This is a genomic window from Arenimonas donghaensis DSM 18148 = HO3-R19, from assembly GCF_000743535.1.
GTDB classification, from domain to species: Bacteria; Pseudomonadota; Gammaproteobacteria; order Xanthomonadales; family Xanthomonadaceae; genus Arenimonas; species Arenimonas donghaensis.
Genome location: NZ_AVCJ01000020.1, coordinates 1 through 15076, shown reverse-complemented (window position 1 = coordinate 15076; position 15076 = coordinate 1). Strand labels below are relative to the sequence as shown.

General features: G+C 66.0%; 12 protein-coding genes and 1 pseudogene. 11 read left to right on the top strand and 2 right to left on the bottom strand.

Going from position 1 to position 15076, the window contains the following annotated elements:
- From minC to N788_RS08975, 5 genes and pseudogenes are all read left to right on the top strand, one after another.
- Nucleotides 1-402, top strand: a pseudogene (gene minC, locus N788_RS08995) (septum site-determining protein MinC); the annotation flags it as partial.
- Between the two features lie 51 nt (nucleotides 403-453).
- Nucleotides 454-1263 carry a septum site-determining protein MinD gene (gene minD, locus N788_RS08990; RefSeq protein WP_034224009.1) on the top strand — a complete coding sequence of 270 codons (810 nt, stop codon included), beginning with the start codon at nucleotides 454-456 and terminating at the stop codon, nucleotides 1261-1263.
- A 3-nt stretch (nucleotides 1264-1266) separates the two neighbouring features.
- The gene (gene minE, locus N788_RS08985; RefSeq protein ID WP_034224006.1) at nucleotides 1267-1536 is read left to right on the top strand and encodes a cell division topological specificity factor MinE; all 270 of its coding nucleotides are present in this window, start codon (nucleotides 1267-1269) and stop codon (nucleotides 1534-1536) included.
- Between the two features lie 4 nt (nucleotides 1537-1540).
- Nucleotides 1541-2071, top strand: a complete 531-nt coding sequence (locus tag N788_RS08980; protein WP_244444113.1) for a hypothetical protein — start codon at nucleotides 1541-1543, stop codon at nucleotides 2069-2071.
- A 153-nt stretch (nucleotides 2072-2224) separates the two neighbouring features.
- On the top strand, nucleotides 2225-4198 hold the full coding sequence (locus N788_RS08975; RefSeq protein WP_034224000.1) for a M2 family metallopeptidase: 1974 nt from the start codon (nucleotides 2225-2227) through the stop codon (nucleotides 4196-4198).
- A gap of 118 nt (nucleotides 4199-4316) precedes the next feature.
- Here the strand turns inward: N788_RS08975 and N788_RS08970 are convergent, their stop codons facing one another.
- On the bottom strand, nucleotides 4317-5567 hold the full coding sequence (locus N788_RS08970; RefSeq protein WP_034223997.1) for a multidrug effflux MFS transporter: 1251 nt from the start codon (nucleotides 5565-5567) through the stop codon (nucleotides 4317-4319).
- 163 nt (nucleotides 5568-5730) lie between these two features.
- On the opposite strand from N788_RS08970, the gene N788_RS13965 reads away from it, so the two are divergent.
- Nucleotides 5731-7803, top strand: a complete 2073-nt coding sequence (locus tag N788_RS13965) for a diguanylate cyclase (RefSeq protein WP_051924517.1) — start codon at nucleotides 5731-5733, stop codon at nucleotides 7801-7803.
- A 9-nt stretch (nucleotides 7804-7812) separates the two neighbouring features.
- Here the strand turns inward: N788_RS13965 and N788_RS14860 are convergent, their stop codons facing one another.
- Nucleotides 7813-7956, bottom strand: a complete 144-nt coding sequence (locus N788_RS14860; protein WP_160171921.1) for a hypothetical protein — start codon at nucleotides 7954-7956, stop codon at nucleotides 7813-7815.
- Between the two features lie 91 nt (nucleotides 7957-8047).
- Here N788_RS14860 and parC point away from each other — a divergent pair, with 91 nt between their 5' ends.
- The 5 genes from parC (at nucleotide 8048) to N788_RS14700 (ending at nucleotide 12846) form a co-directional block, all read left to right on the top strand.
- Nucleotides 8048-10297 carry a DNA topoisomerase IV subunit A gene (parC, locus tag N788_RS08960; protein WP_034223994.1) on the top strand — a complete coding sequence of 750 codons (2250 nt, stop codon included), beginning with the start codon at nucleotides 8048-8050 and terminating at the stop codon, nucleotides 10295-10297.
- Nucleotides 10294-10755, top strand: a complete 462-nt coding sequence (locus N788_RS08955; protein ID WP_244444112.1) for a hypothetical protein — start codon at nucleotides 10294-10296, stop codon at nucleotides 10753-10755. Before parC ends, N788_RS08955 begins: the two co-directional genes overlap by 4 nt.
- A 16-nt stretch (nucleotides 10756-10771) precedes the next feature.
- Nucleotides 10772-11089, top strand: coding sequence for a quaternary ammonium compound efflux SMR transporter SugE (gene sugE / locus N788_RS08950; RefSeq protein WP_034223991.1), 318 nt, complete (start codon nucleotides 10772-10774; stop codon nucleotides 11087-11089).
- 264 nt (nucleotides 11090-11353) lie between these two features.
- Nucleotides 11354-11650 (top strand): hypothetical protein, encoded by a 297-nt coding sequence (locus tag N788_RS08945; RefSeq protein WP_034223988.1) that lies wholly within the window; start codon nucleotides 11354-11356, stop codon nucleotides 11648-11650.
- Between the two features lie 785 nt (nucleotides 11651-12435).
- Nucleotides 12436-12846: a hypothetical protein gene (locus N788_RS14700; protein ID WP_152560440.1), complete on the top strand. Its 411-nt coding sequence runs from the start codon at nucleotides 12436-12438 to the stop codon at nucleotides 12844-12846.
- The last annotated feature ends 2230 nt before the right edge of the window (nucleotides 12847-15076 follow it).

The following is a 15076-nucleotide window of genomic DNA, read 5'->3' as shown; positions in this document are numbered from 1 at the left end:
GCCCCCGCCCCGGCCGCGCCCGCCGCCCCGGCCGCGGAACCAGCCGCTGCCGCCCCGCCCGCTGTCCGCGGCGAGCCCGGCCTGGTGCACCTGCATCCGGTGCGTTCGGGCCAGCAGGTCTACGCCCAGGACCGCGACCTCACCCTGTGCGCCGCGGTCGGCGCCGGTGCCGAGGTCATCGCCGACGGCTCGATCCATGTTTATGGCGCCCTGCGCGGCCGGGCCCTCGCCGGCGCCGCGGGCATGGCCTCGGCGCGCATCTTCTGCCGTGAATTCCATGCCGAACTCGTGGCCGTCGCCGGCCACTACAAGGTGCTCGAGGAAATCCCCAGGGAGCTGCTCGGCAAGCCCGTGCAGATCTGGCTCGAGCATGACAAGCTTCGGATAGAACAGCTCGGCTGACCCCCCTCAACAGACGCCCCGAAGGGCGCAAACGCTTCATGGAGAACAACATTGGCTGAAATCATCGTGGTGACCTCGGGCAAGGGCGGCGTCGGCAAGACCACCTCCAGCGCCAGCCTGGCTTGCGGCCTGGCCAAGGCGGGCAAGAAGACCGCCGTCATCGACTTCGACGTCGGCCTGCGCAACCTCGACCTGATCATGGGCTGCGAGCGCCGCGTGGTTTACGACTTCGTCAACGTGGTCAACGGCGAGGCCAACCTCAAGCAGGCACTGATCAAGGACAAGCGGTTCGAAAACCTGTTCGTGCTGGCGGCGTCGCAGACCCGCGACAAGGACGCGCTGACCAAGGAAGGCGTCGAGAAGGTGCTCAAGGACCTCGCCGACGAGGGTTTCGACTTCATCGTCTGTGACAGCCCGGCCGGCATCGAGAAGGGCGCGTTCCTGGCGATGTATTTCGCCGATCGCGCGGTGGTCGTGGTGAACCCGGAAGTGAGCTCGGTGCGCGACTCCGACCGCATCCTGGGCCTGCTGGCCAGCAAGACCCGCAAGGCCGAAAACGGCGAGCGCGTCCAGGAGCACCTGCTGCTCACCCGCTACAGCCCGCGCCGCGTCGAAGCCGGCGACATGCTTTCGATCGCCGACGTGCAGGAAATCCTGGGCCTGGACGTGGTCGGCGTCGTGCCCGAGTCGCCCGAAGTCCTGCAAAGCTCCAATGCCGGCGTGCCGGTGATCCTGGACGAGGCCTCGCCGGCCGGCCAGGCCTACACCGACGCCGTCGCCCGCATCCTCGGCGAAGAGCGCCCGATGCGATTCACCACGGTCGAGAAGAAAGGCTTCTTCTCCAAGATGTTCGGAGGCTGAGCCATGGGTCTTTTCGATTTCCTCACCCAACGCAACAAGAACACCGCCAATACCGCCAAGAACCGCCTGCAGATCCTGATCCAGCAGGAACGCAGCCTGCGCAATGCGCCCGACTACCTGCCGGTGCTGCAGCGCGAACTGCTGGAAGTGATCCGCAAGTACATCAACGTCGACGCCGACGCGGTGAAGGTGGACCTGCACAAGGACGGCGACAACGAATTGCTCGACATCTCGGTGGCCCTGCCGGACAAACCGGCCGCTGCCAACGGCTGACCCGATGACCGCGGCACGGACCACGACGGCACCGGCGGACGCTGGTGCCGTTGCTCTTTCAGGAGACGCCGGTGCGGGCGAGGCCAGCGTGCTGCGGCTGGCCGACATCGGCTTCGACGCGCCGAGCCGGCTGCTGGCCGAACTCGGCCTGGCGCTTTCCCAAGTCCCCGACGGCGAGCCGATCCCCGGCAGCTACTGGGGCGAATGCGAAGCCGGCCTGATCGGAAGCACCGTGTTCGCACGCGCCGACACGCCCGTGCATTCGCTGCTGCACGAAGCCGGCCACCTGCTGGTGATGCCGCCCGAGCGGCGCGCCGGCGTGCATACCGACGCCACCGATTCGGTGCCCGAGGAAGACGCCACCTGTTACCTGCAGATCCTGCTGGCCGATCGCCTGCCCGGCGTCGGCCGCGACCGGCTGATGGCGGACATGGACGCCTGGGGCTACAGCTTCCGGCTCGGCTCGACCCGCGCCTGGTTCGAGCACGATGCCGAGGACGCCCGGGCCTTCCTGGCGACCAGGGACCTGCTGTAGGAGCGCCTTCAGGCGCGAATCTTTTGGCTTTGCCCATGGCAAAGAAGGAATTCGCGCCTGAAGGCGCTCCTACACCTGCCCGGCGACTTGCGCGGCCATTGCGGGGGGACTAGCCTGACGAGTGCACCCCAACCGTACCCTGGAGCCTTCCCCGTGAAATCCCATCGCGCCCTGCTGGCGCTCGCCATTTCCGCCGGCCTGCTGGCCCTCGCCGGCTGCGGCAAGTCCACCGATGAATCCGCCGACAGCGGCGCCACCGACACCGCCGTCGCGCCGGCCGACGCGGCCAAGAAGGAGTCCGCCGACGCCTTCGTCGCCCGCGTCAACACCACCATCGAGGACATGACGCCGGAGCTGACCTCGGCCGCCTGGCTCGGTGCGACCTACATCAACGAAGACAGCCAGCGCGTCGAGTCGGCCGCCAACGAGCGCTGGCTGACCAGGAACAACGAATTCATCGCCCAGGCCAAGGCCTACGACACCGAGGGCCTCGGCGCCGACACCGCGCGCGCGCTGCACCTGCTCAAGACCAGTTCGTCCATGCCCGCCCCGCGCGACCCGGGCAAGCTCAAGGAGCTGACCGAGATCGCCAGCCGCATGGGCGCGACCTACGGCTCGGGCAAGTGGTGCGTCGGCGAAGACTGCAAGGACATCGGCCAGGTCAGCGAGATCCTCGCCGACACCGGCGGCAGCAGCTACGAAGAGATGCGGGCCGCCTGGGAAGGCTGGCACGACATCGCCGTGCCGATGCGCCAGGACTACCAGCGCTTCGTCGAACTGACCAACGAAGGCGCCCGTGAAATGGGCTTCGACAACACCGGCGACGTCTGGCGCGCCGGCTACGACATGCCGGCCGCCGACTTCCAGGCCGAGGCCGACCGCCTCTGGGGCCAGGTGCAGCCGCTGTACGAGCAGCTGCAGTGCTACACCCGTTCCAAGCTCGAGGAAAAGTTCGGCGAGCAGGGTTCGATCAACGGCATGATCCCGGCCCACCTCACCGGCAACCTGTGGCAGCAGGACTGGGGCAACCTCTGGCCGCTGCTGCAGCCCTACGACGGCGTCGGCAACCTCGACGTCAACGGCGCACTGCGCAAGCAGCGCGAAGACATCCTGCAGGACCTGGTCTCCAAGGCCGGCGGCATGCGCAACCTGACCGCCGACAAGCAGGTCGAGCTCGAGCGCCAGGCCGACCTGGAAATCGCCACCCGCATGACCCGACTGGCCGAGGGTTTTTATACCGGCCTGGGCATGCCGGCGCTGCCGGATTCGTTCTATGAGAAGTCGCAGCTGGTCCAGCCCCGCGACCGCGACGTGGTCTGCCATGCCAGCGCCTGGCCGATGGACACCGACGGCAGCGACGTGCGCATCAAGATGTGCATCAAGCCCACCGAGGAAGAGCTGACCACGATCTACCACGAGCTCGGCCACATCTATTACTACCTGGCCTACCAGGACCAGGCGCCGATCTTCCAGGGCGGCGCCCACGACGGTTTCCACGAAGCCATCGGCGACACCATCGTGCTGTCGATGACGCCGCAGTACCTGGCGTCGATCGGCCTGGTGGACCAGCCGGCGGCCAGCGAGGAGGCCGTCATCAACAACCAGATGCGCATGGCCCTGGCCAAGGTCGCCTTCATGCCCTTCGGCCTGCTGATCGACCGCTGGCGCTGGGGCGTGTTCGACGGTTCGATCACGCCGGACAACTACAACAGCGCCTGGTGGGAACTCAAGGCGAAATACCAGGGCGTGGCCCCGGCCGGCGAGCCGCGCGGCGAGGACTTCTTCGACCCGGGCGCCAAGTACCACGTGCCGGGCAACACGCCCTACACGCGCTACTTCCTGTCGCACGTGCTGCAGTTCCAGTTCTACAAGTCGCTGTGCGATGCGTCTGGCCACGAAGGCCCGCTGTACACCTGCAACTTCGCCGACAACCCGGAAGCGGGCAAGCGCTACTGGGCGATGATGCAGCACGGCTCCAGCCAGCCGTGGCAGCAGACCCTGAAGGAACTCACCGGCGGCGAGCAGATGGACGCCTCGGCGGTGCTCGAGTACTTCCAGCCGCTGCAGTCCTGGCTGCAGGAACAGAACCAGGGCAAGACCTGCGGGTGGGAAGCCGCCAAGTCCTGATCCGGCGTCGAAGCAAAAGCCAAGAAGGCCGGCGGACTCCCGCCGGCCTTCTTGCTTTTGTGGGAGGGACTTCAGTCCCGATGCCTTTCGGGACTGAAGTCCCTCCCACAGGAGATGCTCACATCTTGTCGGTCGGCTCATGCCTCGCGATGGCGGCATCGGGGTCGGGGCAGCGGGCGCTGTGCGCCAGGTACCAGCGCCACAGGCCGAAGGCCACCGCGGTGAAGGCCGAGGCGGTCAGCGCCAGCGCCAGGCCGCTGTGGCTGACCATCGGCGAGAGCATGCCCGCGATCAGTGCGTTTGAAAGCAGGCCGACGAAGGCCTGCATGGACGACGCGCCGCCGCGCTGGCGCGGGAACATGTCCAGCAGGGCCAGGGTGACGATGGGAAAGACCAGGGCGATGCCGAACGCGCACAGCGCCGTCGGCAGGATCGCCCAGGGCAGGCTGGGCGAGGACACCAGCACGTTGTAGCCGATGTTGTAGGCCGCCGCGATGCCGCAGCAGGCGAAGCCCCATCCGACCAGGCGCCGGCCGGTGATACGCCCCGCGGCACGTCCGTTGAGCCAGGCACCGAGCATCATGCCGCCGATGGTGGGGGCGAAGAACCAGACGAAATCCTGCTCGCCCAGGCCCAGCAGGTCCATCACGAACGCCGGCGCCGACGCGATGTAAAGGAACAGGGCGCCGAAGTTGAACACGCTCACCAGGGCCAGCAACCGGAAGCTGCGGTTGCCCAGCATCGCGCCGTAATCGCGCGCCAGCGTCACCGGGTGCAGGGGCGTGCGGTCTTCGGGCGGGTGGGTCTCGGGCAGCCCCCAGGCCGTGGCCACGCCCAGCAGCACCCCGAAGGCGGCCAGGAACCAGAAAATGCCGTGCCAGTCCGAGACGCCCAGGATCCAGCCGCCGATGACCGGGGCGATGGCCGGCGCGATGCCGAAGATCATCGAGATATGGCTCATCAGGCGCTGGGCATCGTCGCCCTGCAGGCAGTCGCGGATGACGGCGCGCCCGACGATCATGCCCACGCCCGCCGACAGGCCCTGCACGAAGCGATAGGCCAGCATCGTCGACATGTCCTGGGCCAGCGCCGCGCCGACCGAGGCCAGGGTGAACATCACGATGCCGGCCAGCAGCACCTTCCTGCGGCCGATGGCATCGGAGATGGGCCCGTGGAACAAGGACATCGCCGCATAGCCGACCAGGTACACGCTGATCGTCTGCTGCATGGCGACCTTGCCCACGCCCAGGTCGTCGGCCATCACCAGGAAGGCCGGGAACACCGTGTCGATCGAGAACGGCCCGAACATCGCCAGTCCGCCGAGGATCAAGGCCAAGCGGGCGCGGGAAATGGTGAGCTGGGGGATCATCGGCAAGTCGGCGGGGGAACGCCGGAAGCATAACAAGGCCGGCACGGCCGCCCCGCAGGACTGGAGACACTTGCACTAACGGGCTAATGTTTGGCCAATGCCACCGGTTCATGGCCCTGCCCCGCCCCCCTCGACGCGTCCCGCTTGCCGGGCAGCCGCGCTGTTGCTGGCTTTCGCCGGCCCGGCCTTCGCCCAGCCGGCGTCACCGGAGCCGGGGCTGCCCGATCCGGCCGCCACCGGCCGGCTGCTGGCCTGGCAGGCAGAGGCGTCACCGTGGCTGTCCACCCTGGCCGCATCGGCGGGCGGCGACAGGGGCCGCGTGCGCCTGGCCGTGGCCCAGGCCCGCTTTGCCAGCGCGGCGCGGGCGCCGGACACGAGCGCCTGGCAGCGACGCGTCGCCGACGTCTCTGCGCAGGCTGGGTTCCGGCGCGAACGGGTGGAGGCGCTCTCGGCGCTCAGCAACGAGGCCTACCGGCGCGGCGACATCGCCGCGGTCATCGCGCTGGAAAACGAAGCGCTCGCCGACGCGCTGCGCCTGGGCGACCGTAGCGAGCAGGCTGGCTCGCTGTATGGCCTGGGCATGGCGGCGCAGGCGGAAGGCCGGCTGGACGAGGCCGAACAGCAGTTCGAACGGGCGATAGCGATCTGGGAAGACATCGGCGCCGACCGCCTCGTGGCCGTCGCGCAGCGGGCCCTGGGCCGCGTGCATGAATCCCGGGGCCGCTACGCCCAGGCCGTCGACATGCAGGTCAGCGCGCTCGAACAACTCCTGGCCGATGGCCGCGCCATGGACCAATCGGAGAGTTACTACTCGCTGGCCCGCCTGTTCTACAACCTGGAAGACTACGAAGCCGCATTGAAGGCCTCCAACCAGGCCATCGACCTGATGGGCGGGAACCCGCCGGATTTTCCCCTGGGCCTGAACCTGGTGCTGCGCTCCCAGATCCACGTCGAACGGGGCCAGGCCGACGCCGGCCTGGCTGATGCCCGCGCCGCCTCGGCCGCGCTGGAGCGCAACGGCGGCGACCTCGGCCTGGCGCTGGCCAGCCTGTCCCTGGGTCGCGCGCTGACGGCCAGCGGCGAACACGGGCAGGGCGTGGCGACCCTTCGCGACGGCATCCTGCGCGCCGACGCCATCAACGAACGCGTGCTCGGCGCCGACCTGCGCCTGGCCCTGGGCCAGGCACTGTTGGCCATGGGCCGGCCGGCGGACGCGCTGGACCCCCTGGCCGCCGCCCAGGTCGTGGGCGAGGCACTCGAGCTCGACCGACTGCTTCAGGACGTGTCGCTGGAACAGGAAAACGCCTGGTCGGCACTGGGGCGCAGCGATGAGGCCCTGGCGGCCAGCAAGCGTGCGTTCGCGTACCGGACCCGGCTGACCCGCCTGGACGAACTCGGCCAGCTCGCCGCCGACCCCGGTCGCCGCCGGGCCCGCGAGCGTTTCATGGCGCTGGCACCGGGCGAGGTCCCGCTGGGCCGGCCATCGAGGGCGCGCTCCGACGAACCGGCCGGTCTGCCCCGCTGGGCCTGGGGGCTCGCCATCCCGATGCTGCTGCTGGCCTGGGGACTGCTGCGCCTGGGCCGGCATGTACGGCACCTGCGCAGCGAGAAGCAGCAGATGAGCGTCCGGCAACGCGCCCTCGAGACCGAGCACCTGGCGCTGCGCGAGCGGGTCTCCGTGGATCCGCTGACCGGGGCGCTGACCCGGCAGGCTTTCGCGACGGAACTGGCCACCTTGCTGTCACACGCGGACAACCACGGCCGCAGCGTCGCGCTGCTGGTCTTCGACCTGGACAACTTCAAGGCGATCAACGACCGCCTGGGCCACCTCGCCGGCGACGAGGCCCTGCGCCTGGCGACGGGCATCGCCCGCGGCAAGCTGCGCAGCGTGGACCTGCTGGGCCGCTTCGGTGGCGACGAATTCCTGGTGGCCTGCGAAGGCATGGACCAACCGGCCGCCGAAGCGCTGGCCGAACAGCTTCGCTTCGACCTGGTCTGGCGGGCACCCGACGCCCAGCCGCCGATGGACGGGCTGAGCCTGAGCGTGGGCGTGGCGGTGGCCGACATGGGCCGCGGTTATGACGCCGGCGACCTGTTCCACCGCGCCGATTCAGCGCTTTACCGGGCCAAGCGCGCCGGCCGCAACCGCGTGGTCGGCGACGACCCGGCGCATGCCGCCGCCGGCGACGCCGCATCGCGCCGGGCCCGGCAATGGGGCGACGCGCTCGCCGATTGACCTGGCTGCCTACCCGAAGCCCAGCAGCGGGCCCAGGAACAGGTAAAGGCCGACCAGGATGATGCCGATGAAGACCAGCCGCAGCGCGAAAGCGGTGATCTTGATCGCCAGCACGACGCCCAGCACCACCAGGAGAATTCCCAACCAACTCATGGGCTTGTTTCCTTGTTGTTGTTGAATCCGGCCCCGGCCCACGCGGCCCGGTAGAATGCCCGCATCGTTCCAGCACCTGCCTGAGCAAAGCATGACCGAACCCGCACGCCCCACCTTCCACGGCTTCGAACAGATCCCGCTGCGCGAGTACGCCGAACGCGCCTACCTGGATTATTCGATGTACGTGGTGCTCGACCGCGCCCTGCCCTTCCTGGGTGACGGGCTCAAGCCGGTGCAGCGGCGCATCATCTATGCGATGAGCGAACTGGGCCTGGGCGCGACCGCCAAGCCCAAGAAGAGCGCGCGCACCGTCGGCGACGTCATCGGCAAGTTCCACCCGCACGGCGACAGCGCCTGCTACGAGGCGCTGGTGCTGATGGCGCAGCCGTTTTCCTACCGCTATCCGCTGATCGAAGGCCAGGGCAACTTCGGTTCCACCGACGACCCCAAGTCGTTCGCGGCCATGCGTTACACCGAATCCAAGCTCACCCCCATCGCCGAGGTGCTGCTGGGCGAGCTCGGCCAGGGCACCGTGGACTGGGTGCCCAACTTCGACGGCACCCTGCAGGAGCCGAGCTGGATGCCGGCGCGCCTGCCGCACCTGCTGCTCAACGGCACCACCGGCATCGCGGTGGGCATGGCCACCGACATCCCGCCGCACAACCTCAACGAAGTGGTCAGCGCCGCCGTGCGCCTGCTCGACGACCCCGACGCCAGCGTGCGCGACCTGTGCGAGCACGTGCGCGGACCGGACTACCCGACCGGCGCCGAGATCATCACCCCGGCCGCCGACCTGCGCGCGATCTACGAGACCGGCCACGGCAGCGTGCGCGCCCGCGCCAAGTGGCTGCGCGAAGGCAGCAACATCGTCATCACCCACCTGCCCTACCAGGTGTCGCCCTCGAAGATCATGGAACAGGTGGCGCAACAGATGCGCGCCAAGAAGCTGCCCTGGCTCGAGGACCTGCGCGACGAATCCGACCACGAGAACCCGGTCCGGCTGGTGCTGGTGCCCCGCAGCAACCGCGTGGATTTCGAAGGCCTGATGGGCCATCTGTTCGCCACCACGGACCTCGAGAAGAGCTTCCGGGTGAACTTCAACATCATCGGCCTCGATGGCCGGCCGCAGGTGAAGAACCTGCGCGAGTTCCTGGCCGAGTGGCTGCTGTTCCGCACCGACACCGTGGCGCGGCGCCTGAAGCACCGCCTGGACAAGGTCGAGCGCCGGCTGCACCTGCTCGAAGGCCTGCTGGTCGCGTTCCTCAACCTCGATGAAGTGATCCGCATCATCCGCACCGAGGACGAGCCCAAGCCGGTGCTGATGAAGCGTTTCGACCTGAGCGAAGACCAGGCCGACTACATCCTCGACACCAAGCTCAAGCAGCTCGCCCGCCTGGAGGAAATGAAGATCCGCGGCGAGCAGGACGAACTGGCCAAGGAGCGCGAAAAGATCACGAGCATCCTGGGCAGCAAGGCCAAGCTGAAGAAACAGGTTAAGGACGAGCTGCTGGCCGACGCCAAGAAGTTCGGCGACGAGCGTCGTTCGCCCCTGGTCGAACGCGAGGCCGCCCAGGCGATCAGCGAAACCGAACTGGTGCCCAGCGAACCGGTGACGGTGGTGCTGTCGAAGAAGGGCTGGATCCGCGCCGCCAAGGGCCACGACGTCGACGCCGCCGCGCTGAGCTACCGAGACGGCGACGGGCTGCTGCAGGCCGTGCGCGGGCGCAGCAACCTGCAGGTCGCCTTCCTCGATTCCACCGGTCGCAGCTATTCGACGGTGGCGCATACGCTGCCCAGCGCACGCGGCAATGGCGAGCCACTGAGCGGCCGCTTCAGCCCGCCGGCGGGCGCCGGGTTCGTGGCCCTGGCCGCCGGTGAAAACGACAACCGTTTCGTGCTGGCCTCGTCCTACGGCTACGGCTTCGTCACCCGCTTCGAGAACTTCACCGGCCGCAACAAGGCCGGCAAGGCCCTGCTCAACCCGGGCGACGGCGAGGTGCTGGCCCCGGCACCGGTGGCCGATGCGGCGACCGACTGGATGGTGTCGATCACCAGCGCCGGCCACTTGCTGGCCTTCCCGCTGAGCGAACTGCCGGAACTGGACAAGGGCAAGGGCAACAAGCTGATCCAGATCCCGCCGGCCAAGCTCAAGGCCGGCCAGGAAAAAGTGATCGCGATCGCCAGCGTCCGCCAGGGCGGCGAGCTGACCATCTACAGCGGCAAGCAGAAGCTGGTGCTGAGCTGGCGCGACCTGCAGGCCTACGAAGGCGCCCGCGCCAGCCGCGGCAACCTGCTGCCGCGCGGTTTCACCAAGGTCGACCGGGTGGAAGTGGGCGCTTGAGCACGCTGGCGGCCTCCCCGGCGGCAACACCGCGGCGCCCCGACCCATTCCTGCTCGCGGGCGCCCTGTTCACTACCCTGGCCGCCGTGGTGCACCTGGGCTGCATCGTCTTCGGCGCGCCCTGGTACCGCTTCCTGGGCGCCGGGGAACAGATGGCGCAACTGGACCTGGCCGGGCATTGGTACCCCACCGTCGCCAGCCTGGTGATCGCCGGCATGCTGTTCATCTGGTCGGCCTATGCCCTTTCCGGCGCGGGGCTGATCCGCCGGCTGCCCCTGCTGCGTTTCGTCCTGGCCATCGTCACCGGCATCTTCCTGCTGCGGGGCATCGGTTTCTTTTTCCTTATGCCCTACTTCCCGGGCAACAGCCCGACGTTCTGGGCCGTGAGCTCCGGGATCTGCCTGGTCATCGGTATCGTGCACCTGATCGGCCTGAGGCGAACCCGGGCGCGCCCCTGAAACGAGGAGAGCAACGATGAACTGGCTGTTCCTGGTCCTGGCCGGCCTGCTCGAAGTGGGCTGGGCCGTCGGCCTGAAGTACACGGAAGGGTTCACCAAACCGGTGCCCAGCGTGCTGACCGCCGTCTCGATGGCCGGCAGCGTATACCTGCTAAGCCTGGCCCTGCGCGACATCCCCCTGGGCACCGCCTACGGCATCTGGGTAGGCATCGGCGCCGTCGGCGCCGCGATCGCCGGCATGGTGCTGTTCAAGGAACCCGCCTCGACCCTTCGCATCGTCAGCATCGTACTGGTGGTGGCTGGAATCGTCGGGCTGAAACTATCGTCAACCTGACTGAGACCCAAGCGCCCCGCCTGAACAGCGGGAGCCGCTTACCCCGGGCGAGAAAAAGTCTCAGATTTATTGCCCGGATCGGCTCGACTAACCGCTTACACCTCGCAAACAAGGCATAAGCGGCAATCAGGATTTATCCCGCGAACCTCGGCAGACCCCACGACGTGCCTGGCTTGGGCTTGCGCCGTATTGACGCCCGCCCTTCCCAGCGGGAGCATCCGTGCATCGCCTCACTATTGAGGCTTAATTGGCGTTAGAGCCCGGATGCAGCACACCGAGACTCCGCCCAACGAATCGGCGCTGCCTGGCTACCTCCTGGCCCTCTTGGCGGCGTGCATCTCATTCGTTGTCGGCGTACTTTTTTCTATGTTTCTTCCGCCGGATCAGTCGAGCTGGATGGGCCTAGCACTGGTGCCTCTCTGGCTCTTCCTAGAGCTGCTGCTGGAGGCGCTTGTGCATGTCTTCAGCCTGCGGGGGCGACCCAGCAGGCTTGCGGTAGCAGCAATGGTGTTGACCGGGTTCTGGGGCGGAGCGCTGGTGTACCCGATCGCCGTGCTCTAACTATTCATTCAAGCCGACGCCTTCGGCGCGGCTTAACTCAAGGCGTTAGGCCCGTCGCTAGCTCAACGACTTCGACGCCGACGCGGCTTGGCCCTAGCGCCCTGCTCCGGACAGTCTTGAGACCCCCCATTCGAAGTGGCGCGGCGGCTTGGACAGGCGACCCGCCCCGCGGCCAGACTGGGTAGCGAAACTTTCTCGGCCCTGGGCAGCCCTGGGGTGTTGCGGCCCCGGGACTTCGGAGCTAGCGTCGCCTAACTATTCATTCAAGCCGACGTGCCTCCGGCACGCGGCTTAACTCAAGGCGTTAGGCGATCATGCTCGTACTTATCGCGACAATGCTCACGGGCCTATTAGTTGCGCCGCCCATTCCAAACAACGACTTGTCTCGCTCGCTGGGTCTGCTCCAAGAACTTGCGAGTCAGGGCGAGATCCGCGTCTTCGCGATCCCGAAGCAGGTAGGGGAGTGTTGGGGTAGCATTTCTTCGTGCCCCGATGTCGAACTCATCTTCACATACACAACCGGAGATCTCGGAGACCCCCCTGTCGCATATTCGCTGCCAATCTCCAAGGGATGGGATTTCGTGCACTGGGTGGATGAGGGGACATTTGTGGTCAGAACCAACATCCCTGGGGCAAACGTTGAGAAGGCAGAACGGGACACTTGGAGCCCAATCGAGTACAAGGTCAGTGTCAGCCAAGACGGCGCAAGGTACGTTGCGGGCGCGCCTAACTAATCATTCAAGCCGACGCCTTCGGCGCGGCTTAACTCAGGCGTTAGGCCCTCTATGCGCATCACTGCAATCTTGACGCCAGTGCTTGCACTTTCGGCATCGCCTGCCAGCGACAAGTCCTTGGATGAACTTGCTGTTCAGCTGAAGGCTGCGAAGTCGAGTGTGTCGGTAGCGATTACCCTTTGCCCCCGGTCGATGGATCCATTTGTCGGCCTTGCTAAAGGCGTCGTCATTCCCAAGTTGGGTGCCCCGGACCTAGACGAATTGGGTGCGGACACTGACGGCCACGAAATCACTGTGCATCAATACTTGTTTGCGAATCCGGACGCAGGCTGGATTGGCATCAAAGTTTCCGCCGGTGGCTGGACTGCCGTGCAGCCCATGGGCGAACCCTTCACCGTTGTCCAGTTTCACTACAATCGCGCAGGTAAGATTATCGCCGCCCGGTGCTGGGATCGGGCCTAACTAATCATTCAAGCCGACGCCTTCGGCGCGGCTTAACTCAAGGCGTTAGGTGTCACATGAGCCATCAACGCGATCTGCTAAACGCAGTGATATTCGCGCTGCTGTTGTCTGGCTGTGTCAACCCGTCGCCCGTTTCGCGAATAGATAGATCCGGCGGAGTTGATGCCGAACAGCTATTGACGCGCTTCGGCTACCCGAAATGTACGGTTTCAGTCCCACTCTCGAAGGAGGAGTCGGTCAAAAGTGCAGAGTTGGTTGGCGCACCGCACATAGACGAACGGGAAGATTGGGCGGAACTGACGAGCAACATGATTCCGGGAGATGAATTGAGACATGTTTGGTGCAACCCATCTCGGGGGCCTGGAGGCGTCAATTTTCTTGGAGTGTTTCGCGATAGGCGCTTGATTCGGGAGTTGCACACGGTCATTGTTGACTAAGCGAGGTGCGCGGCAGTGACACCTAACCATTCATTCAAGCCGACGCCTTCGGCGCGGCTTAACTCAAGGCGTTAGGCCCGTCGCTAGCTCAACGACTTCGGCGCCGACGCGGCCCGGCCCCACCGCCCTGTTCCGGACAGTCTTGAGACCCACATTCGATGTGACGCGGCGGCTCGGGGTAGGCGCCCCGCCCCGCGGCCAGACCGGGGTACGAAACTTTCTCGCTGCTGGCAGGCCTTGGGGAGTTGCGGCCCCGGGACTTCGGAGCTAGCGTCGCCTAACCATTCATTCAAGCTGACGCCGGACCGTCTATCCGGGTAAACCGACTGTCGCGGCCGGCGCAGCTTAATTCAAGGCGTTAGGCCCGTCGCTAGCTCAACGACTTCGGTGCCGACGCGGCTTGGCCCCAGCGCCCTGCTCCGGACAGTCTTGAGACCCCCATTCGATGTTGCGGTTCGGCTCGGGCCAGCGTCCCGCCCCGCGGCGAGACTGGGTAGCGAAACTTTCTCGGCCCTGGGTAGCCCTGGGGTGTTGCAGCCCCGGGACTTCGGAGCTAGCGTCGCCTAACTATTCATTCAAGCCGACGTGCCTCCGGTACGCGGCTTAACTCAAGGCGTTAGACCTCGTGAAAGTTCGAGTTGGCCTGACAATTTGGATATTCATCTCTAGCCTTATTGCCCTAGCGGTAGGGGGCGGACATCTCTCCTTGGCAGTAGAGGTCTACTCGCCACTCGATCCGGCACACCTCGGGCCGCGAGTGCCTATGTTCACTCAAGGTGTTGTCGACGAGGTCCACACCTACCTCTTGGGTATGGGCATTGTCGGAGTAGCGTCGGCTATCGGGGCTATCTATTTCTGGCGAAGCTCCAGGCCAGCCGAGGTCAAGACCTACGCGGTAACCTTCTTAGCTGGCGTCAACCTAATGATTGCTGCAGCAATACCTCCGCTCTTTTACATTGGCTACTTCGTATTGCCGAAGGCTGCGAACGCGGTCTAACCATTCATTCAAGCCGACGTGCCTCCGGCACGCGGCTTAACTCAGGCGTTAGGCGGCTATGGGTGCAATCGAGATGTTTGGGCCAAAGCTCGCCGCTCTCCTGGCAGCTGTCGCGCTTGCCTACGCACTCATTTCATTCGCACCAGTATGGTGGCCAGCGATCGTGGCCCGCAGGGTGCGCCCCACTCTACCGCGGCGCTGGCTCTTCGTAGGCGTGGTGGCCGCTCTTGTGTACGGCGTTTTCTCTTTTCTTCTTTTCGCTGTCCTCCTGCCAATCGAAGTGTATGGAATCTACATAGCACCCCAACTGGAGGAAGCTGGCTTTGTGAATGGCTCCGCACTTCTCCAGATAAGTGGTTTCATTGCGGAGTACTGGTGGATCCTTGTTCCACCGACGCAGTTGGTTCTCACTTGGTACGTAACGAAGGCAGTGAAGGCAAGGTGGGCGCACATTTGTGCAGCGCCGCCTAACTAATCATTCAAGCCGACGCCTTCGGCGCGGCTTAACTCAAGGCGTTAGGCGTGGAGATCTATGTCCGACCTGTTTGAGTTGCTAGACATATTCGTCGTTCGCGCTTGGCGAATCGCACTATCGATCGGCGTCGGAGTGGGCGCTGGACTGCTCGTCTATCGCTTTCTGGGCGCCGAGTTGCTTGCTCTCCTGGTCGCAGTTGCTATGGTCTTGGCAGCAGCCACAGTTGGCGTTCTCTGGCACAGACGTTCGTTCCCGTTGGAGTAGCCCGCCGTGCCTAACTATTCATTCAAGCCGACGTGCCTCCGGCACGCGGCTTAACTC

What these genes read in the sequence shown, in the direction of transcription:
- minE (WP_034224006.1), top strand. Translation starts at nt 1,267, where the DNA reads ATGGGTCTTTTCGATTTCCTCACCCAACGCAACAAGAACACCGCCAAT.
- N788_RS08980 (WP_244444113.1), top strand. Translation starts at nt 1,541, where the DNA reads ATGACCGCGGCACGGACCACGACGGCACCGGCGGACGCTGGTGCCGTT.
- N788_RS08970 (WP_034223997.1), bottom strand. Translation starts at nt 5,567, where the DNA reads ATGATCCCCCAGCTCACCATTTCCCGCGCCCGCTTGGCCTTGATCCTC.
- N788_RS14860 (WP_160171921.1), bottom strand. Translation starts at nt 7,956, where the DNA reads ATGAGTTGGTTGGGAATTCTCCTGGTGGTGCTGGGCGTCGTGCTGGCG.
- parC (WP_034223994.1), top strand. Translation starts at nt 8,048, where the DNA reads ATGACCGAACCCGCACGCCCCACCTTCCACGGCTTCGAACAGATCCCG.
- sugE (WP_034223991.1), top strand. Translation starts at nt 10,772, where the DNA reads ATGAACTGGCTGTTCCTGGTCCTGGCCGGCCTGCTCGAAGTGGGCTGG.
- N788_RS08945 (WP_034223988.1), top strand. Translation starts at nt 11,354, where the DNA reads ATGCAGCACACCGAGACTCCGCCCAACGAATCGGCGCTGCCTGGCTAC.
- N788_RS14700 (WP_152560440.1), top strand. Translation starts at nt 12,436, where the DNA reads ATGCGCATCACTGCAATCTTGACGCCAGTGCTTGCACTTTCGGCATCG.